At 45.3% G+C, this 20599-nt stretch carries 21 protein-coding genes and 2 pseudogenes; 11 read left to right on the forward strand and 12 right to left on the reverse strand.

Features of this window, described 5'->3' with window-relative positions; all coding sequences use genetic code 11:
• Positions 1–18: 18 nt before the first annotated feature.
• The 3 genes from ACP2WE_RS11525 (at position 19) to ACP2WE_RS11535 (ending at position 3609) form a co-directional block, all read left to right on the forward strand.
• Positions 19–1449 carry a WGR domain-containing protein gene (locus tag ACP2WE_RS11525; protein WP_425215695.1) on the forward strand — a complete coding sequence of 477 codons (1431 nt, stop codon included), beginning with the start codon at positions 19–21 and terminating at the stop codon, positions 1447–1449.
• A 268-nt stretch (positions 1450–1717) separates the two neighbouring features.
• Positions 1718–2467 carry a metal ABC transporter ATP-binding protein gene (locus ACP2WE_RS11530; protein ID WP_425215696.1) on the forward strand — a complete coding sequence of 250 codons (750 nt, stop codon included), beginning with the start codon at positions 1718–1720 and terminating at the stop codon, positions 2465–2467.
• A gap of 308 nt (positions 2468–2775) precedes the next feature.
• Positions 2776–3609 carry a prepilin peptidase gene (locus tag ACP2WE_RS11535; protein ID WP_425215697.1) on the forward strand — a complete coding sequence of 278 codons (834 nt, stop codon included), beginning with the start codon at positions 2776–2778 and terminating at the stop codon, positions 3607–3609.
• 42 nt (positions 3610–3651) lie between these two features.
• On the opposite strand, the gene ACP2WE_RS11540 is transcribed toward ACP2WE_RS11535, so the two are convergent.
• The 4 genes from ACP2WE_RS11540 to ACP2WE_RS11555 form a co-directional block, all read right to left on the reverse strand.
• Positions 3652–4527 (reverse strand): tetratricopeptide repeat protein, encoded by an 876-nt coding sequence (locus ACP2WE_RS11540; protein WP_425215698.1) that lies wholly within the window; start codon positions 4525–4527, stop codon positions 3652–3654.
• Positions 4528–4846: 319 nt separating this feature from the next.
• Positions 4847–5314 carry a thioredoxin-dependent thiol peroxidase gene (gene bcp, locus ACP2WE_RS11545; RefSeq protein WP_425215699.1) on the reverse strand — a complete coding sequence of 156 codons (468 nt, stop codon included), beginning with the start codon at positions 5312–5314 and terminating at the stop codon, positions 4847–4849.
• Between the two features lie 61 nt (positions 5315–5375).
• The gene (locus ACP2WE_RS11550; protein ID WP_425215700.1) at positions 5376–5912 is read right to left on the reverse strand and encodes a hypothetical protein; all 537 of its coding nucleotides are present in this window, start codon (positions 5910–5912) and stop codon (positions 5376–5378) included.
• Positions 5913–6059: 147 nt separating this feature from the next.
• The gene (locus ACP2WE_RS11555; protein ID WP_425215701.1) at positions 6060–6680 is read right to left on the reverse strand and encodes a chromophore lyase CpcT/CpeT; all 621 of its coding nucleotides are present in this window, start codon (positions 6678–6680) and stop codon (positions 6060–6062) included.
• A 167-nt stretch (positions 6681–6847) separates the two neighbouring features.
• Between ACP2WE_RS11555 and ACP2WE_RS11560 the strand changes: the two genes are divergently transcribed.
• Positions 6848–7585: a phosphoadenylyl-sulfate reductase gene (locus ACP2WE_RS11560; protein WP_425215702.1), complete on the forward strand. Its 738-nt coding sequence runs from the start codon at positions 6848–6850 to the stop codon at positions 7583–7585.
• A 27-nt stretch (positions 7586–7612) separates the two neighbouring features.
• Positions 7613–9574, forward strand: coding sequence for a cation transporting ATPase C-terminal domain-containing protein (locus tag ACP2WE_RS11565; protein ID WP_425215703.1), 1962 nt, complete (start codon positions 7613–7615; stop codon positions 9572–9574).
• A gap of 37 nt (positions 9575–9611) precedes the next feature.
• Here ACP2WE_RS11565 and ACP2WE_RS11570 read toward each other — a convergent pair.
• Positions 9612–9983, reverse strand: a pseudogene (locus ACP2WE_RS11570) (REP-associated tyrosine transposase); the annotation flags it as partial.
• 81 nt (positions 9984–10064) lie between these two features.
• On the opposite strand from ACP2WE_RS11570, the pseudogene ACP2WE_RS11575 reads away from it, so the two are divergent.
• Positions 10065–10364: pseudogene (locus ACP2WE_RS11575) on the forward strand (histidine phosphatase family protein); the annotation flags it as partial.
• A gap of 103 nt (positions 10365–10467) precedes the next feature.
• Here the strand turns inward: ACP2WE_RS11575 and ACP2WE_RS11580 are convergent.
• Genes ACP2WE_RS11580 through ACP2WE_RS11590 form a run of 3 tightly spaced genes read right to left on the reverse strand, consistent with a single transcriptional unit; the run spans position 10468 to position 12289 of the window.
• Positions 10468–10860, reverse strand: a complete 393-nt coding sequence (locus ACP2WE_RS11580) for a hypothetical protein (protein WP_425215704.1) — start codon at positions 10858–10860, stop codon at positions 10468–10470.
• Positions 10861–10909: 49 nt separating this feature from the next.
• Entirely contained in the window at positions 10910–11842 is a 933-nt protein-coding gene (locus ACP2WE_RS11585) for a hypothetical protein (RefSeq protein WP_425215705.1), read from the reverse strand.
• 18 nt (positions 11843–11860) lie between these two features.
• Positions 11861–12289, reverse strand: a complete 429-nt coding sequence (locus tag ACP2WE_RS11590) for a deaminase domain-containing protein (protein ID WP_425215706.1) — start codon at positions 12287–12289, stop codon at positions 11861–11863.
• Between the two features lie 636 nt (positions 12290–12925).
• Between ACP2WE_RS11590 and ACP2WE_RS11595 the strand changes: the two genes are divergently transcribed.
• The 3 genes from ACP2WE_RS11595 (at position 12926) to ACP2WE_RS11605 (ending at position 13906) form a co-directional block, all read left to right on the forward strand.
• Positions 12926–13144: a DUF2281 domain-containing protein gene (locus tag ACP2WE_RS11595; protein ID WP_425215707.1), complete on the forward strand. Its 219-nt coding sequence runs from the start codon at positions 12926–12928 to the stop codon at positions 13142–13144.
• Positions 13145–13283: 139 nt separating this feature from the next.
• Entirely contained in the window at positions 13284–13571 is a 288-nt protein-coding gene (locus ACP2WE_RS11600; RefSeq protein ID WP_425215708.1) for a hypothetical protein, read from the forward strand.
• The gene (locus ACP2WE_RS11605; RefSeq protein ID WP_425215709.1) at positions 13568–13906 is read left to right on the forward strand and encodes a type II toxin-antitoxin system PemK/MazF family toxin; all 339 of its coding nucleotides are present in this window, start codon (positions 13568–13570) and stop codon (positions 13904–13906) included. Before ACP2WE_RS11600 ends, ACP2WE_RS11605 begins: the two co-directional genes overlap by 4 nt.
• Before the next feature lie 108 nt (positions 13907–14014).
• Here the strand turns inward: ACP2WE_RS11605 and ACP2WE_RS11610 are convergent, their stop codons facing one another.
• Positions 14015–15712 carry a GspE/PulE family protein gene (locus ACP2WE_RS11610; protein ID WP_425215710.1) on the reverse strand — a complete coding sequence of 566 codons (1698 nt, stop codon included), beginning with the start codon at positions 15710–15712 and terminating at the stop codon, positions 14015–14017.
• A gap of 429 nt (positions 15713–16141) precedes the next feature.
• Between ACP2WE_RS11610 and ACP2WE_RS11615 the strand changes: the two genes are divergently transcribed.
• Together ACP2WE_RS11615 and ACP2WE_RS11620 are read left to right on the forward strand one after the other, a co-directional pair.
• Positions 16142–17311 (forward strand): ABC transporter ATP-binding protein, encoded by a 1170-nt coding sequence (locus ACP2WE_RS11615; protein WP_425215711.1) that lies wholly within the window; start codon positions 16142–16144, stop codon positions 17309–17311.
• A 70-nt stretch (positions 17312–17381) separates the two neighbouring features.
• Positions 17382–18572, forward strand: coding sequence for an ABC transporter substrate-binding protein (locus ACP2WE_RS11620; RefSeq protein ID WP_425215712.1), 1191 nt, complete (start codon positions 17382–17384; stop codon positions 18570–18572).
• 17 nt (positions 18573–18589) lie between these two features.
• Here ACP2WE_RS11620 and ACP2WE_RS11625 read toward each other — a convergent pair whose 3' ends face one another.
• The 3 genes from ACP2WE_RS11625 to ACP2WE_RS11635 form a co-directional block, all read right to left on the reverse strand.
• Positions 18590–19054 carry a cupredoxin domain-containing protein gene (locus ACP2WE_RS11625; RefSeq protein WP_425215713.1) on the reverse strand — a complete coding sequence of 155 codons (465 nt, stop codon included), beginning with the start codon at positions 19052–19054 and terminating at the stop codon, positions 18590–18592.
• 114 nt (positions 19055–19168) lie between these two features.
• Positions 19169–19897 (reverse strand): heterocyst differentiation pentapeptide repeat protein HetL, encoded by a 729-nt coding sequence (hetL, locus tag ACP2WE_RS11630; protein ID WP_425215714.1) that lies wholly within the window; start codon positions 19895–19897, stop codon positions 19169–19171.
• 3 nt (positions 19898–19900) lie between these two features.
• Positions 19901–20263, reverse strand: coding sequence for an ArsR/SmtB family transcription factor (locus ACP2WE_RS11635; protein WP_425215715.1), 363 nt, complete (start codon positions 20261–20263; stop codon positions 19901–19903).
• Positions 20264–20599: the final 336 nt, after the last annotated feature.

Raw genomic sequence — 20599 nt, forward strand, 5'->3', positions numbered from 1 at the left:
TTATTTGAAATTGGTAGTATGTCTGAACAGAAAACATATTTGGAACTCTCCGAAGGCGATAGTGGTTCTCATAAGTTTTATGAAGTAATTGTTAATGGTGTAGAGGTGTCGATTCGCTATGGACGGATTGGCGATCGCGGCCAAACCAAAACCTCTACTTTTGCCACACCCGAAAAAGCTCTAGCGGAAGCGACGAAAAAGCTGAACGAAAAGAAGCGTAAGGGTTATGAGCCAGCCGTGATGGGCGATCGCCAAAAGCGGGCAGTCACTCGGCGTCAAATTACCAGCAGCAAATCGACGGCGAAACAATCTCCAGTTCTGTGGAAGTTTGCTACTGGGGCATCTGCCTTTGGTGTATTTGCCGATGAAACAGGCTGCTGGGTAGGGAATCAAGATGGGCGGATCTATACCCTCACCCATGAGGGGCAGGTGACGAATCAGTTCAAACTTCCTGATGGCGTGAAATGTATTGTCAGCGATCGCGATTGGCTGTATGCAGGCTGTGATGATGGCAAGGTCTACGATCTGGGTGGGAAAGTCCCTCGTGTTGCCTACGAGATTGCGCGGGATGTCGATATTTTTTGGATCGATATCAGCGATGGTATTTTAGGCGTCTCAGATCGAGATGGTGGCATTACCACGATCAATCATGAAGATGAGTCAAAATGGACGAAACGTAGCTCTGGCAGTGCTGGATGGATGGTACGTTGCGACGAGATTGGGATCTATCACGGACATACGAATGGCGTCACCATGTACGATTGGGAAGATGGACAGACGATCTGGAATCAGCCGACGGATGGAGCAGTTCTATTTGGTTGGCAAGAGGAGTCAATGCTTTATGTCGGGACTTCTAATCATTTAGTTCAAAGCTTTACCAAAAAGGGCGAGGTCAGCACGGTTTATCGCTGCGATGCTGCCATTTATTCCTGTGCCGCTGCAGGGGATGGCGAGTATGTATTTGCTGGTGATAACTATTCTTCTATTTATTGTTTTAATCGCGGTGGCGATCGCCTGTGGAAATTGGGAACGGGTTGCGGCTCTGCTTATTCGATGCAGTTCTTTAATGGGCGGCTGTATATTGTCACAACGGATGGCAGTTTTGCTTGCATTGATGCTAGCGAAACTGCTATTCAAGCGGCTCAAGCTGGAACATACGCCCAAGCGGTTAATATCAAAGCGCCAAAACTGAATGATGTTTTACCTTCTACAACGGTAGAAACCACTTCGGATAGTAGCCGAGGTGTTTTGCTAGAATGCTTCCAAGAAGGAAGTAGCTTGAGAATGCGTGTAATCTCTGAAGGTTATAACCAGAACTGGAAAGTTCAATTCCCCAAAGATATTCGTGAGGCGGGTGCTCGTTATCTAGTTGACGAAATCCGCGAATCCGCCAGTGGTGGCTTTTACCGTGCCTTGGGCGATATTAGAAAGTTAGTTCGATCGCATTAGAAATTTTAGAGAGATGAGAAAATGGCAGAAACGTTTGTTGAAACGTTTGTTTTAAATCGAATCTATTGCTTACCTTGGGGGATATCTTGAGTATTGTTGTAAATCTCTGATTGGGATTCAAGTTCTCTGGCGTGGTTGGTCAAGTTTACGCGACCTTTCTCAAGGTTGGCTTCTTGCCCAAATTCATACTTAACGGAAAAAGTAAGATTGCTAGATCGCTTACCAAGCTATACTATGAGAATCGTTATCATTGTCACTTGGCGATTTTATGCTTGAGGTGCAGCAGCTATCTGTTCAATATCAAGGCGTGCAGGCGCTTACGGATATCTCCTTTCGGTTAGCCTCAGGGTCTGTAATCGGACTGATCGGCCCTAATGGGGCAGGCAAAAGCACCTTGCTAAAAGCCATGCTCGACTTGGTACCAACTAGTGAAGGGTTTGTGTTTTTTAACGGCACACCCCTCAAACAACAGCGTCAACAAGTAGCCTATCTGCCCCAACGATCGCAGATTGATTGGGATTACCCAATTACAGTCTGGAACGTGGTTATGATGGCTCGCAACACACATACAGGCTGGTTTCGCAGTCCTAGCCGACAGTCTAAAGAAATAGTCAGGCAAGCCCTCGAACGTGTCGAAATGTACGACCTACGCGATCGCCAAATTAGTCAGTTATCAGGTGGGCAGCAGCAGCGAGTATTTTTAGCCCGTGCGATCGCCCAACAAGCCGACTTACTTTTGCTTGATGAGCCACTCAATGCCGTTGACAAAAAGACGGAATCTTTGGTCTTAAGAATTTATACGGAGTTAAAAGCAGAAGGAAAAACCCTGCTGGTAAGCTGTCACGAATGGGGCGATGCGCTCCATCATTACGATGAGTTACTGCTTTTAAATGGGCAATTGATCGCGCAAGGCTCTCCGACAGATGTGATGACCATGGAGAACATACAACAGGCTTATGGTGGTTATTTAGAAAAAAGATGGCAGATCGATCAAAGAGAAGCGGCTTTCTTTTGTTAGCTGAGATCTTGCCTCTGCGATCGGAATGCGAAAAACTTAAGTTTTTCGCTCAAGTGCGAAAGTCCATTAAAATAGACTAAAACCTATTCTGGTAGTCCGCTGAAGAGGACTTTATACCAATTGCTCTTGAATTTGCCACAGATCGGGTTTTGGGTTCCGCGCTCTGCGCGGTCTTTTCAAAAAGATGCGTTGCATCTTTTTTTGAAAATGGTATTAGCTTTTAGCCCACATATGGGGCTATCCTGAGTTTAAAAAGAATAGGTGCGAGATCCGAGTCATGCCATACAAGCAATTATTTCAGCAAGATCGTGGAATCTATTCTCTTACAGGTTTTGGCAATTATTATCGGTGCAAGCATCGGCAGCTTTTTGAATGTGGTTGTCTATCGCGTGCCTGCGGGGCTATCAATTTTGTTCCCCCCATCGCGCTGCCCTCATTGTCTCAAACGTTTGAGCCCAAGAGATAATATTCCAATTTTGGGTTGGTTCTTAATTCGCGGCAAATGTCGTTATTGTCACACCACTGTATCATGGCGATACCCAGCCGTAGAGGGTTTAACTGCCGTTTTGTTTTGGAGTGTGGCATTCCATTTCGGCTTTTCCCAACCTTGGTTCGTTCTCTTATTTTACGGGGCTTTTTTGAGTTGGTTGCTGGCACTCACGCTCATCGATCTCGATACCATGACCTTGCCCAATCAGCTCACGCAGTCTGGTTTGGTTTTAGGACTAATCTATCAAAGTGCGATCGCATTCTCACCTAATGTAGTCCCCTATGCCCCTAAATTGGGCTGGGGCAGTCAAATCCTTGTGGGCATCACAGGTGCGGTTGTGGGAATTTGGTTGTTAGATATCGTGCGATGGGCAGGAAGATTCTTTTTAGGAAAAGAGGCAATGGGCGCAGGGGATGCCAAACTGGCTGCCATGATGGGGGCTTGGTTGGGATGGCAACATCTCTTGTTGGCAATTTTGCTGGCAGCGTTCGTGGGTTCTTTATTGGGACTATTTGCCGTTGCAACTCGCATTCTTGGTAGAGAGCAGCCCTTTCCCTTTGGCCCATTTTTAGCCTTGGGTGGAGCTTTATCCCTTTTTTGGGGCAGTACGATAATCTCGACCTATCTAGGCTGGTTTGGCATTATTTACTAAATACGCCAGTGAACCCCTCATAGACAAGCAATCCTGACATCATTACTCAAGTTTTTGAATCTTCTGCAAAATTTGTTCTAGCACTTTGGTGTTTCCCAACTGTTTGAATAACTTAGCTGCTTCTCTGAGATCGGCGATCGCGCCTTGTTTATCTCCCAATCTCTCTTTGAGCGATCCGCGATTCCTATAAGCATAGGCATATTGAGGATCGAGGCGAATCGCTTCGTTGTAGTCAATCAGTGCGCTTTGATAGTCACCTGCTCTATCTTTTGCCAACCCGCGATTGTTGTAAGCATAGGCGAAATTAGGATTAAGCCGAATCGCTGTGTTGTAGTCCGCGATCGCACCTTGACTGTCCCCCAGATCGTCCTTCGCATTGCCACGATTGACATAAGCAGAAGGATCTTTGGGATTGAGCCGAATCGCTGCGTTAGAGTCCGCGATCGCACCTTGTTTGTCTCCCGCTCTATACCTAGCCAGTCCGCGTTCGGTGTAAGCATTCGCAAAATTAGGATCGAGCCGAATCGCTATGCTGTAGTCTGCGATCGCACCTTGCCCGTCTCCTAAGTCATCTTTTGCATTGCCACGATTGACATAAGCCTCTACATACCTAGGATTGAGTCGAATTACCTCGTTAAAATCAGCGATCGCACCTTGGTAATCTCTGGCTTTATACTTCGTTACCCCCCGTTCAAAGATTTCTTTAGCTTCACTTTTTTTAACCGCTCTTTCTTTCTCTGTAGTTTGGGGAGGAGTAGCTTGAGAATCTACCTGTTTTGAAGAAGCAGAACGCATCACAGAGGATTCCGTCGAGGGGGACTGTGTATCATCTGGATTGTTTGCAGTATTCATCGCATCACAACTACTGCTAAGGATTGCTACGAAGGCAAATCCAATTATCGTAAGTCTTGAAGCCATCTTAGTTCCTCCAATTTCAGTCACAATCCTTATCGCTCGTTCTTTATTATTTATGATACTTATTAACTGGGCAACATAAGCAATCCTAAAGGAGTTGTAATTAATCTGTTACAAGCAATTAAGGATCGCTATATAGCAGTCCTAAATGATTTGAGCGTAGGGGCAATTCATGAATTGCCCCTACGCTCAATGTAGAGGAAAGAAGCTCTCATGTATCCAATAGGATCGCAATAACATTGCTTACAACCATAAAAATCTAGTTATGCGCTACGCCGCATCTTTCCCTAGTTTTGTATCGTTGCTGGAAAATAAGGCGCACTCAGTCAGTGCTGACTAAATCTGCGAGAACTTGGGCAGGGTGAACTTCAGCTTTTACATTGCGATAGATTTTTTCAATCTTGCCATCGGCATCAATGACAAATGTATTGCGGAACATACCCATATATTCCTTGCCCATAAACTTCTTTTTGCCATAGCTCTCATACTCCGTAGCAACTTTCGCATCGACATCACAAAGCAATGGAAATGGAAGCTGAAATTTTGCCGTGAATTTGGCATGGGACTTGGCATCATCTGCACTCACACCCAAGATCGCAACATTCTGCGATCGGAACTCCGCATAGTTGTCGCGAAAAGCACAAGCTTCTTTCGTGCAACCGGGAGTATTGTCACGGGGATAAAAATAAAGCACCACCCTCTGTCCGCTTAAAGCCGACAGGGTTACTAGATTTCCGTCAGTATCGAGCAAACTAAACTCAGGAGCGCGATCGCCAATCGAAAGTGTCATAGGATTCTAGAAGTTCGTGTAACGGGATACTTTAAAATTTGCGTTGAAATTTGCGTTGAAATCACCTTGTAAGCGTAACATCCCTTTGAAGGGCTAGCTGAAAAGATTGCAACTGCGAAGTGTTTTGAGGGAACCAAAAACTATTGCTTTCAACATGGATGGGTGGAATTACATCATAGACAGGTTCTGACAAGAAATAAGTAGCGTCAAGGCGAACGCCCCAGATCTCGCGCCCCTTGGCATCAGCTTCCACTTGATGGGAATAGTAACTTTCCTTGTACCCATGTTCTTCCCAATCAGCCGTAAAACTCGTAGCGTTATACTGAAAAACCTCTGTAACTGTTGCTAACCCTTGCAAAGCATAGGCAGGGAAACTCTGTTCGCTAAACCCAAACTCCCCCATAATCCGTTGGCACAGGTGCGCTACCTCTGGCTCATCAGGAAATCCTAGGGAATGAATTAAGATTCGTCCTTGATAGTCGCGCACGATCGCTGGCGGATCGAACAGTACGATCGTGGTGTAAATTCTGGCGAGATAACAAACCGCTTCTTCAGGACAGAGAGAAACTGCCAAGGTATTGGCTGCACTATTTTGCATGGCGATCGCTCGTGATTGCTAGAGGGGATATCTAAAATATCTAAACAGGGGAAGGCAGTCACCCTATGCTAACAGGAGAGCCCCACGATCGCCCCTACCCCGATCGGTAACATCAACTGCTTCTTTTACCAATTCCCAATAGCGTGTTTAGTCGTCGATCGCAAACTCTGAGGCGAAATCTTGCTGTTTGACAAATTGGTATGGCCCCATAATCGCACCCCAAATGGCTTCTCCCGTCTCAGGTTTAACCCCTCGATCGTAACTCCAGAAACTCGATGCAGTCACCTCAAAGCCTAAAATTACTTGCTTAATTTCGCCCATGTAAGTAAAGCAACATTTGGTGTCTGGGATTAAATCTGCCTTGTATTTTTCAGGATCTTGTGCAGAATTCGTAGTTCCAGAATGGATAACCTGTAGGCGGCAACCCGATAGCGGTTCTAAATCTGCAAAAGTTAACCCAGCTAACCGCCGAGCATCTGCACCCGCACCTTGCCATGCACTCGGATCGCGCAAAGCATAGTAATTCACCCAAATCTTGCTATTTTCCTCTTGAAATTGCAAAATCCGCTGGCGATAAGGGCGATCGAGATTCAGCACATTCGCTTGCTCGGCAAATAGAGCCAGCCCTTTGAATACTTGAAAAGGAATCGGTCGCTGCCACCATCGCAAATTGACATACCAAATGGGCTCAGCGAGCGCTTGGGCTTGATTGCTAAATTCTCCCGCCATCCATTTTGTTAGAGTTAGAAGCTCAGCCGAAATCGTCATAGGGGAAATGGGAATAAAGTTAGCGTGAATTTCTAGCGTAATTGATGAATTGCCCCCGCGCTAACTTTTTTTGTTAACCCTCTTCGACCTAAAGGCAAGAAGTGAGGGGCTTTATACACTCAGTTTCTTGGTAAGATCGAGCCTGCTAGATTTTTGATTTACTCGCAATGACAACAAAAGCCGACATCGATATCGCTCTGACACAACTACAAGGCAAGTCTCCCCAAGAAGTACTGACTTGGACACTAGAGCAATTCCATCCTTACGTAGCACTTGCCTCTAGTTTCGGAGCAGAGGATGTGGTGCTGATTGATATGATGGCAAAAATTCGCCCTGATGCCTGTGTATTTACCCTAGACACAGGCCGTTTGCCCTACGAAACCTATGATGTGCTCGCCGCAATTCGGCAAAAATATCCGCAACTGCGACTCAAGGTAATGTTTCCCCAAACCGATGCCGTACAGCAAATGGTGCAAGACAAGGGCATCAATTTATTTTATGACAGCGTCGAAAATCGCAAGCAATGCTGTTATATTCGCAAGGTAGAGCCGCTAAACCGTGCTTTAACTGGCTTAAAGTCTTGGATTACAGGGCTAAGACGCGATCAGACAACCAACCGCTCTGATATGCAAGTGATTGAGTTAGATGTGGAGCGCAGCATCTCGAAGATTAATCCTCTGATTGATTGGACAAACGACCAGGTTTGGGAATACATTCATCAGAACGGTGTGCCCTACAACGCCTTGCACGATAAAAATTACCCCAGTATCGGTTGTGCCCCCTGCACGAGAGCGATCGCCCCAGGTGAAGACCTCAGAGCTGGTCGATGGTGGTGGGAACAAAGCAACCAAGAATGTGGTTTGCATGTCAACGAACAGGGTGAATTAGTCCGCTCTAAAGCCTGATCCTTCCGTTCTATCGAACAATGCGAAATGTCTAAACCCAGCTTTTTGCCTAATTCTGAGCTGCCTTGGCACTATTGGGATCGCGATCAGGTACTAGCGCAGGTACAGTCCTCAGCTGAGGGACTTTCGTATGTAGTGGCAAGGCAACGATTGCGCCAGTATGGGGCGAATAAGCTACCGCAAAAGCCGCGATCGCTGAAAACCCTATGGCAACCCCTGATTAATCCCTTTACCTATATCTTGCTGGCAACCGCCGCATTTTTTGGGTTTGGACTGCGCTTGGTTGCTGAAGGCATGGCGATCGCTACCATTGGCACGATCCATGGGGCAATGGGTCTTGCCCTCACGTTCTGGTCTCTCAAAACGAGAGAAGTCGCTACCCTTGGTAGAACCCAGCGCCGACAGAGTCTTCCTGCTGCCTCTGTGCTGGTGCAACGGGATGGGGAAGCCTTAGACATCCCAGCCCGCGATCTGGTGATCGGCGATCTGTTGATCCTACAGACAGGCGATCGCCCGTCCGTTGATATCCGACTGATCGAGGCTTCTGAAGATTTACAGACAAACCAAACCAGTCTGGGTGGGGAAGCGATCGCGCCCAAACAGGCAACGGAGTCCTTAGCCCTCGATACGGCGGTCTTAGAACGAACCAATGTAGTCTATGCAGGTACGGAAATTACCGCAGGTAAGGGGAAAGGCATTGCGATCGCTACGGGGCATACTGCCTACTGGCAGTCGCATTTGGTCGTTCGCGAGCAGCCCTTTTCGGCATTACATACGCAGTTGAGAACCCTGCGGCGGGTATGGGTTGCGATTGTGGGGTTAGTCGCGATCGCGATCGCCTTACTCAATTGGCAGCGTGGGGCAGATGTGGCAACTGCTGCGGTGGTAGCGGTGCTCTTGAGTACCTATCCGCAAAATTTGCTGCGGTTAGCCACCCAAGTCCAACTGATTGGCATGGGGACGTTAGCGAAAAAACGGCTGTGGGTGAGATTTCCCTCGGCGATCGATGCGCTATCTCGGCTAGATACGATCGCCTTAATTTTGGAATCAGACATTACCCTCGCGATCGATAATCTCAGTCAGGCAGGGATTCGCTGGTGTGGCTTAATTCGCGCTTCAGAATCCGACGCGCAAGCCTTGGGAACTGTTTTGGGTATTGAGGTATTTAGCTATTTTGATGCCCCACAGGAACGATTGCGCACTTGGCAAGGCGATCGCAAAGGGGATCTCAAGGCAGTCGCAGTGGTCGGCAAGGATATTGAGGATATTGCCCTTTTGCGGCAAGCAGATGTGGGGATCTGCGATCGCACCTGCAAACGTGAGATTCAAGATAGTTCGGGTTTAATTTTGCCAAGGGAAGATTTTCGGTATATTCCCGTCGCCATCCTCGAAGGTCGCGCCGTATTCGATCGCCTCCAGCGTTTTGTTTTGCTCCTCGCGGCAACTGCTTTTACCCTTGTCCTTCTCGCGCTTGGGGATGCCGTTGTAGGGTTTGGGATTTCGCCCTTGCAAATGCTTTGGGTTGGCGCGATCGCTACCCCTTTGGTAGCGATTCCCTTACTGATTGAGACAACTGCCGTGGAGTTGATCCAGCAACCTGCCTATCGGTTTCAGACCATGTTGCGACGGGGCAATTATCTACGCCTATTGTTAGCAGTCTTGACAATGACGGTGGCGGTAAATCTCGTATTTTGGCTGAAATATCAAGGCGACCCTGCTTTACTAGTGCAGGCGCGCACGATGGCATTTGTCACTTTGGTGTTTAGTCAAGCCCTGCATGCCTGTGCGCTCGCGCGGCATAGCCTATTTCAAAATATTCCCTTGGCGATCGCGGTTATTCTTATAGCAACTTTGCAGGTCATCTTCGTGCAGGTCGTAGTCATGGGCGAGTTTATGGGAACCTTGCCCCTCAGCTTGATTGAATGGGCGATCGCTTCCCTTGCTGCGACGGCTGTATTTTGGCTACAGGAATTGGTTAAGGGACATTAGAGTAAGGCTAATCCTCATAGCCTAAATTATTTACCAATTCATCGCGAATCATGTGTTCCCAAAACCTTCTTTGCCAGAGATTTTTTCTTTTCGCTTTTGCTTTGAGGCTGTTATCTTTTCTGTAAGATGTAGCTCGTTCCCACAACTTTTAGTAACGAAGGTTTTTATCAGTCGCCAACGAGTAGCATAGTCATAATCTTGTGGTGGTAAGGGCCAGATGCAGTGCAGGCGATCTTGGGAGTAACACTATGGCATCAATTGAGAACGGATAGGTTTGGCGGACGCGATTAATTGCATTTCGCAGGGCTTTACGTGCGACCTCTCTACAGAGCCACTGTTGTCGATGATAGGTAACTTGGGTGAAAAAGTATGTACCGCCTGCGATAGACGATCTTCTGAAGTTAGACATTGCATTCTATTGTTTTGCGACGTTTTTAAAATCATACAAGTGTTCGGTGCGTTACGTTGGCACTAACGCACCCTACTGGACTATGGCAATCTCCAAGGTTTGAATAAGGCGGAAACCGTGGAGAAATTTGGGCAAGCCCAAGTGACAAAATGGAGGCGTTCCTATGACGTGCGTCCTCCTAGCGGCGAGAGTCTAGAAGATACGCTGAAGCGTTCAGTGCCTTACTTTCGCGATCGCATTCTCACCCATTTGAAACAAGGCGACAATGTGTTGGTAGCGGCTCATGGGAACTCTCTGAGATCGATTATCAAGGAACTCGATGGGTTGAGTAATGAGGAGGTGATTAATCTGGAACTGGCGACGGCAGTTCCAATTGTCTAAGATGTCGATAGCTCAGGACAGGTGAGCCATAAGTTGATTTTGAATTAATTGGGAGTAATTTCTTTATCACAATTACTATGTTTTTTGACCTTCTATATTTAAATTAGTGACTTAAATAGGTCTCAAATCTTCTACTATCATAATAGAAGGTTAGAAAAGTGCCATCATCAGTTATTATCCCAAGAACAATATCTAAAGCTTCCAAAAAGTAGGGGCTACCAGGTTCATCATCTGTACTAATGATGGGTTCATCTAGAACGAAAATTACAATAGCAGGTTGGTTTTTATGCGGAAGCTTTCTATTCTTTAGATTATCTTTCCACTTTACAATTTGCCCAACTTCTAAAGCCTGTTTTTTTAGAAAGTTTTCACAAGTACGTTTGAGCTGAGCAAGATGTTCATCTCCATATGGCTTTTCTCCTTCGTTTTCCGAATTTTCATTGCTTTCAGGAAGGTATTTTAAAAGTTCAGTAGTAGCATTTTCCTGCTTACTCATTACGTCAAATCCTCTTATGTTTATTAGGACACTAAAAAATAATTAATTCTCAAAAAATGGAAATATGTTCATAATCATTCAATTGTTTGCGGAAAAGTAGGTTAGACATTGGATTACTTTTGCTGTAAATATCTGTTACGTTAAATTTATTAGTTTCAATTTTGTTCGAGCGAAAAACAAATGAATTAGAAGAAACTGGTAGACTCTCTCTCATCCTATCTTCAGAAGCACTCCGAATAACAGACTCCATGGCAAAACTAATTTCTTGTAACTTATCTATTCGATCAGATGCGATGTGTTTCTCATTTGTCGAGTAGATAGAGTTAGGTGCAACTAAACACCAACTGGCTGGGACAACATCAAGCAACCACCAATCAAACAATTCGCGTCTTCCATAAGATCCAGGAAAGATAGCATAACCCTCTAAGCAGTCATCTAAAATATCTCTTAATGCTTCTAATGCCTGCTTGGGGTCTAGCACTTCGATGGCATTTTTATAAACATCTAAAGCTTCGTATAATACTTGAAAGCTTGAAATCTTATTGTTCTCAGAAAAAAATTGAGAAGAGTCCAGTATATTATTTTCCTCTTCCTTTTTAGCTTCCCTAGAAAACCGATTTTTATCACTAAGCATTTCTGTGAGGGTTTCTATTAGCCAAAGAGATAATCGATTCATAGTCTTTTCTGGAATAGAGTTATCAGGCTGATAATATTTGACTGTAGGTTCTACAACAGAAGCAAGTATTAACGCCATCCAAACATAGCGAAGGTGACTCAACGTTGGACTACTACTTTGAATGTGAAATAAACTCAAAATATCATTTAAAGCATCTTGAAGAGAAGTCGTTCCTCCTGCTTCCGATTCATACAGTTCTTCATAATGCTGCTGATAAACTACACCTAATCTTCCTTGAAAGGAGTTGGGTAATTTGCAAATTAAAGATGATGTTTTATCTATAGAATTACTCCAAGTTGAAATCATAGATATATTCTCTTTTCTCTAGTGATCGTGTGGATAGGGTAAATCCCAAAAGATCTCTATGTTTACAAATAAAAACTTCTCCTGAAATTGCTGTAAAATGCTATTGCAGCTTTCGCATGGCTGATATTCAGTATAGAGATAAAGATTACCCTTTGCTTGATCATTGTAGTCTTTGTCCAAGATATTAGCAATTTCAGACAGGACTTTATACTCAGCATCCGTATCCATAAGCCGATCTGTGCGGGAGTCAACAGATGGTTCAAATTGTCCTCCTTGCGACTTGGGAATAGGGATTTGAATCGGACTTTGACGCCCTCCTCTAGAAGTTGCTCCAGCGCAAAAGGCTATATTTTGAGTAAGGTATATCTCAGCAACTGCAACATTGCCTTTGCCAATAGGTTTTCCATCTAGATATCTCTCCCGAATCAAAGCAGCACTAGCTTGCAAATCCTCCTTTCTCAGATGTTAGCTCCTTAAGATAAATTCTTTCATTCTGATGAATCAGAATATTAAGTATCTCAAGTATAGAAACACAACTGGATTATTACCAGTGTCAAGCAGGTAACTTAATGTAACAAAAGGTAAAGGGAACTTGTTTCCTTTAGATTTAGGATCCTTCGACACAACTATTATCCATCCTCAGAAACGTGGTGTAACGTTATCTCTCCTATCACTATATGTCTTGGATGATCGACGAGTCCCATATCCAGCAGGCACCACACAAAAAATATCGCCCATCATTTCGCGCGTTGCAGCATTGCCTCAGAAATATTCGCGTATTCCACGATCGCATTCTCATAACATCAAAATAAGGCAATTCTTTTCACAGCAAATCATCTATCACAAATTAATCTTGACTTGAGCGATCGCTGATTGCAACGAAGTCATCCAACTCAATTTTGCCAAAGTCAAAGCTCACGACAAGCGAGGTACTGCGAAGTATAATTTAGGAGATAGTCAAGAAGCGCTCTCTCGCTAACTACAACGAATTTTTACAAGACAGCGCAACTCTATCAATAGCAAAGCAAAACGGTAGATTGTGAGAATGCACAAAATTGCATTAGACAACTAGGAGGCTAACCCATGACCATATACGAGGAAACCATTACCAAACTGCAAAAATTGCCTGAATCCTTATTGCAGGAGGTAAATCAATTCATTGAATCGCTCGCTAAGCGCCAATCAAAAACAAAACAACCGACCGTATCCGCCTATGAACTCAGTAAACAATGGCTAGGTTGTGCTGACTTACCACCCGACCTTTCACACAATAAAAAACATTTGGAAGGCTATGGTAAATGAATCAAGTCATTGTTGATACTGGTGTGATTGTAGCGCTGCTAAACAAAAACAATAATTATCATCAATGGGCGAGCGAGCAATTTGCACTAATGGGATAACAACTCTCGCGATAGAATCAAAGAAATCGGAGGTTAAATTTATGATCGCCACCCAACAGGAACTTATCGAAACCTTTGCCGCCCTTCCCCCAGAAGCCCAGCGCCAAGCTCTAAATTTCATTGCTTTTTTACACCATACCTATCAAAAACCAGTTACAGAATTACCAAATATCACCGTCAAAGAGTCAGATAAACAATTAGCTATTACCTCACAGCATCAAGAATTAACCCTTAACGACTTAATATCCAGTATTCCCAATGACTTTCAATATCCTGACGATGTAATGGAATTTTCTGAAAGCGAACCTCTAGGGCGCGAACTTCTATGAATATCCAAAGGGGTGAAATTATCAGAATTAATCTTAACCCAACCCAAGGCAGAGAACAGTCAGGAAACGCTCGCCCCTGCTTGGTCATCAGCCATACGCAATATAACCAAAAACGTCAGGGAATTGTAATAGTTCATCCCATTACCAGCACCATTAAGCCTAAGATCAAAATGATGATTCCGATTCCCGAAGGTTTTAAAGTACAGGGTTCAGTTATTGCCGAACAAATCAGAACGCTCGATCTAAATCAGCGTTGGTGGAAAACAACAGGAGAAATTTTGCCTAAAGATTTTGTTAATTTAGTTGTCAAAACGTTTAGCGTTATCATCAGCTAAACAGAAAAAGAGGAGATATGCCCAGTCGCGATCGGCTAGAAGTTTTTTTGAATTCTAGGGGCAATTCATGAATTGCCTTGGGATTCTAGGTTCGCCCATGGGAGAGCCTTAAGGACTACTGGTGTTAATCGCTTTCATGTGATGTCTTGATGAGTGGGTTGACTTGCGATACAAAGCGCTGCGGGGAAGGACGCGCAATATTTCATCGGTAGTTGTGATTCCAGTGGTGAGCTTTTCGATCGCGGCAAGTCGGAACGAATGGAATTCAATCTCATTTAGGTAGCGATTCATTTGCGTGATCGTACCTTCGTAAATCAATTGGCGCACGGTGTCATCGGCATCCAGCAGTTCCACCACGGCTTCGCGACCTAAAAACCCTGTATTAAAACAGCGATTGCAGCCTGTGCCCTTGCGCCAGTGGGTCAGATCGATGGTGTCAGGATCGATCTGTAGAGATTTTAACTCAGCCAATGTCGGAGTATGGGGTTTGGCACAATGGGGACAAATTTTGCGGACAAGGCGTTGTGCCACCACACCTAAAAGCGCATCGCTAATCAGACCAGGGTCTGGACCTAAATCTTTTAACCTCGGAATTGCACTGGCAGCATCATTGGTGTGCATGGTCGATAAGACCAAATGCCCTGTCAGAGCCGCCCGAACCGCCGTTTCAGCGGTTTCTGGATCGCGCACCTCGCCCACCATGACAATATCGGGATCTTGGCGTAAAATCGCGCGCAACCCTGCGGCAAAGGTCATACCTGCGGGTTCGTGGACTTGGGTCTGCGTAATATTGGGCAGCACGTACTCTACGGGGTCTTCTACGGTGACAACATTGACATGTTCCGTTGCCAGCATCTGCAAGCTGGTATAGAGCGTACTGGTTTTGCCAGACCCCGTTGGGCCAGTCATGATAATCAAGCCTTGCGGTTGCCAGATCCAACTCTCATAGATACTTAACGCCCGTTTGGTAAAGCCTAAACTTTCGATGCGATCGGAAAAGGGATTTTCGCGGGGCAGTAACCGAATTACAATTTTTTCGCCATGGACGCAGGGCAGGGTACTTACCCGCATATCGAGGTCTAAGTCCAATTCCTCGGTGTTGGTGTAGTTTTTGCCAATACGTCCATCTTGAGGGCGACGGCTTTCGGCAATGTCCATATTGCACATGACCTTGAGCGCCACAATGATTTTGCGACTGATGTCTAGATGCAGTGTCTTAATGTCGCGCAGAATACCGTCAATGCGATAGCGCACCCGTAGCCCCAGGGCAGTCGGTTCTAGGTGAATATCACTGGCACGATGTTGCAGGGCGACTGAGATCAGGGCATTGATCCTGCGGGTTTGATCGACGGCTTGCGATAGGTATAGATCGGTGACTTCGCTAATATCGGCAAGTTCGGTTTCGCCAGTGAGGGGATTGATTAAAGGCGTAGAATTAATACTATTTTGACTGGGAATATTCTGTCTGCGAAACCAAACCCGATAGCTTTCAGGGGCGATCTGGATTGAGCGAACTTCTGTCAGGGTGCGATCGCCGATCGCTCTTAGATCTTCAGGTGAGAGCGCATAGGGGCTACCAATATAAAAACAACTACGCCAGAGCAAAAGTGGGATCACGGGGGGAAGAGCAGAGAGATCTTCAAATTCTCGAAAAAAACGATGGTTTAGCTCTTGGTCTAACAGTTCAAGCTTGACCAACCCCTTGGGATCGACGAGTTGACGCAACGCCTCCTCACAGGAACGAATCTGATTATTTCTAAGCCTTTGCCAAACTGATTCAGGATTTAGAGATTGATTTGAGGACATTGTGCTAATTTCCATAATCCTTGCGATATGAGTATTTTGGGCTTGCAGAAATCTGTGGGGTTACGCTCGGGCTGAGCAGTTTGATTATGCCCAGCTAAAATGACAAAATCATCTCGCTCTAAATTACAGTTTTGTAATTAAACCAAGCTTCTGTTACGCTTAGCGGGTGCGGGATTCCATGCAATACTGATGCGATCGCATACCCATACATGACATTTCCATGAATTCTGACTGCACTGAAGAGATTTATCCTAAACTCTGATATAGACGATCTATATTCACGAAGAAGTAAGCGCTATATTTTAGTAGTCTACGAACGCGCTTCTATCTGTTAAGATTCATTGATTGTTTAACACGAAAGCTAAATTACCCCCAAAATTGCCTCAATAACTGCTTAGATTCTCTAATTTTTGGACTCCCCTTTAGATTATGGCTCAATCTACAACTGTCAAAGAGACTGGCACGACAATCGACACAGTACCTGATGTAGAACTGAAAAAGGTATTTAAAATTTTTAGCTCTGGCGCGGTTGTTCAAGGCGTAGATTTACAAATCCAAAAGGGCGAGCTTTTTAGCATTCTTGGTCCTTCGGGCTGTGGCAAAACCACATTACTGCGCTTAATCGCTGGCTTTGAAGAGCCTTCCGCAGGAGAGGTGTTAATTCAGGGGCAGACCATGACCTATGTGCCCGCCTACCGTCGTCCTGTAAACACAGTGTTTCAAAGCTATGCGCTGTTTGGGCATATGAGCATTTTTGATAATGTTGCCTTTGGCTTAAAGGTACGGGGTTTACCTAAAGCCGAAATTAACGATCGCGTCAAAGATGCCCTCCGCAAAGTCAGGCTAGAAGTGATGGGCGATCGGTTTCCACGTCAGCTATCGGGCGGTCAACAGCAACGGGTGGCTCTAGCCAGAGCCTTGGTCAATCGCCCCAAGGTGGTGCTGTTAGATGAGCCCTTAGGGGCCTTGGACTTAAAGTTGCGCAAAGAAATGCAGGTAGAGCTTTCTAACTTGCAATACGATCTGGGGATCACGTTCGTCATGGTTACCCACGATCAAGAGGAAGCGCTCAGTATTTCTAGTCGCATTGCAGTGATGAACCAAGGGCAGTTGGAACAGGTGGGTACACCCAGTCAAGTTTATAATTACCCCACAACTCCCTTTGTTGCTGGTTTTGTCGGTGAGACTAATCTGTTTGAGTGCAAGCTGGTAGAACAAGATGGAGCTTTTTTAGAACTGCGCTCTAACTCGGGACTGGCGATCGTGGTCGAGAAACCAAGTGATTGGCAACTCAGCAAAGAGGCATGGGTGAGCGTGCGTCCAGAAAAAATCAAACTGTCCACAGAGCATCCCAATCAGCCCTACAATACCTATCGCGGTGTTTTAAACAATGTTTTCTATCTGGGCGATCATTCTCAATATATTGTGGATTTATTGGCCAGTGAGAATGTGCCCCCAGTACGCGTGACCTTGGTGCGCCAAAACACACTTGGGGATAAAGTTCCACCCTTTGATAGTCAAGTTTATATATCTTGGACTCCTGAGGACTGTTTGGCTTTAGCAAAACCCATGCCTTTGCCCAGTCTAGATCTTCTCTAAATCCCTCTTTTATGAAAGCGATCTGAGCTTGGCGAGCCTTGATGAAGAGTATCCAGATAAGAGTATCCAGATGAGAGTATCCAGACGGAAATTTATCAAAAATTCTGCCTATGCCACATCAGCGCTGATGGCGGGCACAGCACTATCGAGTTGTGGCATCTTTGACACGCCCCAGCCTCCTACCACAACAGAAACGGCAGAACCAACCGCAGCCCCGACTGTGACTGGTGATAAAAACACTCTATATATCTACGGTTGGGCGACCTATGTCAGCAATACCGAGGTGATGGAGGGTTTTACCAAGGAGACAGGAATTAAGGTTGTCGGTGACAGCTACGATTCTAACGAGGTGATGTTAGCAAAGTTGCAGGCAGCTGGTGGCAAGTCAGGGTATAGCATTATTTATCCTAGCGACTATATGGTTGCGCAGATGCACGAGTTGGATTTGCTGTTGCCCTTAAACAAGAAACTATTACCTAACCTGCAAAATATTGGCGAAGAATATTTCGTATCGGCAACGCTATACGATCCGGGCAACAAATATGGAATTCCTGTGAGTTTAGGGACAACAGGAATTGCCTACAACGTGAAAGCGATGGGGGAAATCGTCGGTGCCGAACCTACAGATTGGAGCTTTTTATGGGAGCAGCGCAACAAACTTCGGATCACACTGCTCAATGATGTGCGTGAAGTGATGGGGATGGCACTCCATTCCCTCAATTTTTCTTATAACGCCAAAGAAGAATCAGCAATTCGTCTTGCCTTTGAGAAACTACGAGAACTGATGCCAGCCACAGCAAACTTTAATACGGATGCATGGCGCGACCCTTTGACCGCAGGAGATTTAACCCTGTCAATGGCATTTTCTGGCGATGGCATTAGTTTAATGCGCCAAAACAAACAAGATCGCGAGAAAGATGCCACGATTCCTGAAATTAAGTATATTCTGCCTGCCAGTGGGACTTCTGTTTTTATGGATATGCTGGCTATTCCTAAAGGTGCGCCGAATTTAGCAGCAGCCCATGCTTGGATGAACTATATTATGCGTCCTGAAATTGCCGCCAAAATTAGTAACGCTAACAGTTTTGGCACAACCAATAAACTGGCAAAATCTCTGGTGGACGAGGACTTAAAAGCGATCTCAGTTTGGGAACCAACGAAAGCCTATATTAACAGAAGTGGAAGAATTTCCAAACTTGACCCAGAGGTGTCGCGCATTTATGAAACCTACTGGACGAGGCTGACTTCAGGTTTGGGTTAAAGTCTCGTTAGTGAAGGCTACTGAACTAATATCGTGCCTTTCATACCTGCTTCGGTATGTCCCGCGATCGTACACCGAAATGTGTAGCTGCCTTGCTTCATGGGCACAAAGAACCATTCAGCGTTTGCTTGCGGGCGTAGTTCGAGTTCGCGAATATTGCCCTTGATCTCGACTTGACCTGCTTCGACCTTTTGCGTCCAGATCGCATCAGCGAAATCTTTGCTGGTGAAATAGTGCTTCATGGCACTAGGGTTGCTCAGCACGAATTTGTAACGCTTGCCTGCTTCAAAAGTGAAGCGATCGGGCTCGAATTTCAATTCATTGGTTGTGTTGCTCAAACTCACCTTTACCTCGATCGCGGGTTGATTGACCAGATTGACAGAGGTAGTATTCACGGTTGCCGCGATCGCCAAGGGATTGCCAGCAAAAACAACGCCGAAGGTTACAAACAGAATGCTAATTAATTGAATGATGCGGCGCATAGGTGACTCTCCTTAAATTGGGCCTTTTTCAATTATCAGTTAGACCGTTGACAACGAACAAGTGAAAGTCAAAAGCTTTAGGGCGTCAAAAGTTTTGAGTGGGAGCTTGCAATCCTACAGATTAATTCTTCCATCGGGCATAATTGCCCCCTGCATTCCAACTCCCTCTAAATTTGTTTGAGTTAGATCGGCTCCCCGCAAATTGGCATTATGTAGGGCGATTCCACTTAGGTTCGCATAACTGAGATCGGCTCCCTGCAAATTGGCTTCGCTCATGTCGGTGGGTTGAAACTGCATGGCTTGCCAACCTCCTAAAACTGCCCGACAGAGTTTGGCGTTCTCTAAATTTGCGCGTCGTAACATGACGCCACCCAAGTTGGCAAAGCTCAATTCTGCCTCTACCAAAATCGCATACCCCAGATCGGTTTGCTGATCGAGCGTAGATTGCAGATCGGCATCATATAAAATCGCCCGCGAGAGATCGGCATAACTTAAATTTGCACCACCCAGACAGGCTTTTAGGAGCCTTGCCCCCACTAGCTTTACCTGTAACATTTTCGCGCCACTGAGATCGGCTTCCCTCAAATCTGCACCACACAAATTGGCGTAACTGAGATCGGCTCCCCACAAAATGCTTTCGCAAAGCTTCGCACCACTGAGATTTGCCCCACTGAGATTTGCCTTACCCAATCTTGATTCTCTCAAATCGGCATTACTTAGATCGCAACCAGCAAGATTTGCATTAATTAAATCTACCCCCCGCAGATTTGCACCCGAAAGATTGGCAGATAGAAACTCTCTCTCTCCCTCGTGATACCTGCCAATTAGCTCAGTAGCTTTCATATTCTAGAATTTAGATATTTCGTCTTCAAATTGGGACAAACTTCTTGCCTGTTGTAAGGTGCGTTTGGTGATGCGATCGCAGGCTAGATCGAAAAACTCAACAACCAAAGGATCGACAATCTCATAAAAAGCGCTGGTTCCCTTGGTTTGGCGAGACAAAATGCCAGCCTGCGTCAGCATCTTAAGATGTTTTGAGAGGTTTGCTTGCCCCAGTCCAGTTGCTTCGGTGAGTTGTAAGACATTCATTGGTCCCGATCGCAAAGATTGCAAAATTTGCAACCGCGTTACCTCAGAAATTCCTTTGAAATAATCTGCAACGGAAGCAAGAACAAACGCAGAAACCATTGCCTCTGTGGACTTGGGCATAATTTTAACTTAGATCTAAAAACTTCATAGCTATATAATAATTTAACAAGTGCCATTATTTTAAAATCTACTTAAAAATTAAATAAAGAGCGCGATCTCGTAAACATGCCAGACTACACTAAACTCTTTACAGATCTTACATTTGCACTGCCCTTTGCTATCGCTCTCAGAAACTATGAAGTCCCAACTGGGAGCATCTCAATTAGGCACTGAGTAAATATACTTAGGGGCATAGAAATAACCGTTGAGGTAAGCACAACGATGCTTCAAGACTTGAGCAACATTGTGACGGTTCCATTGAGCACCAGAAATCTTGACCCGACGACCAATCTGTTT

It is taken from the genome of Tumidithrix helvetica PCC 7403 (genome assembly GCF_965232925.1).
Classification (GTDB): Bacteria; Cyanobacteriota; Cyanobacteriia; order Pseudanabaenales; family Pseudanabaenaceae; genus Tumidithrix; species Tumidithrix helvetica.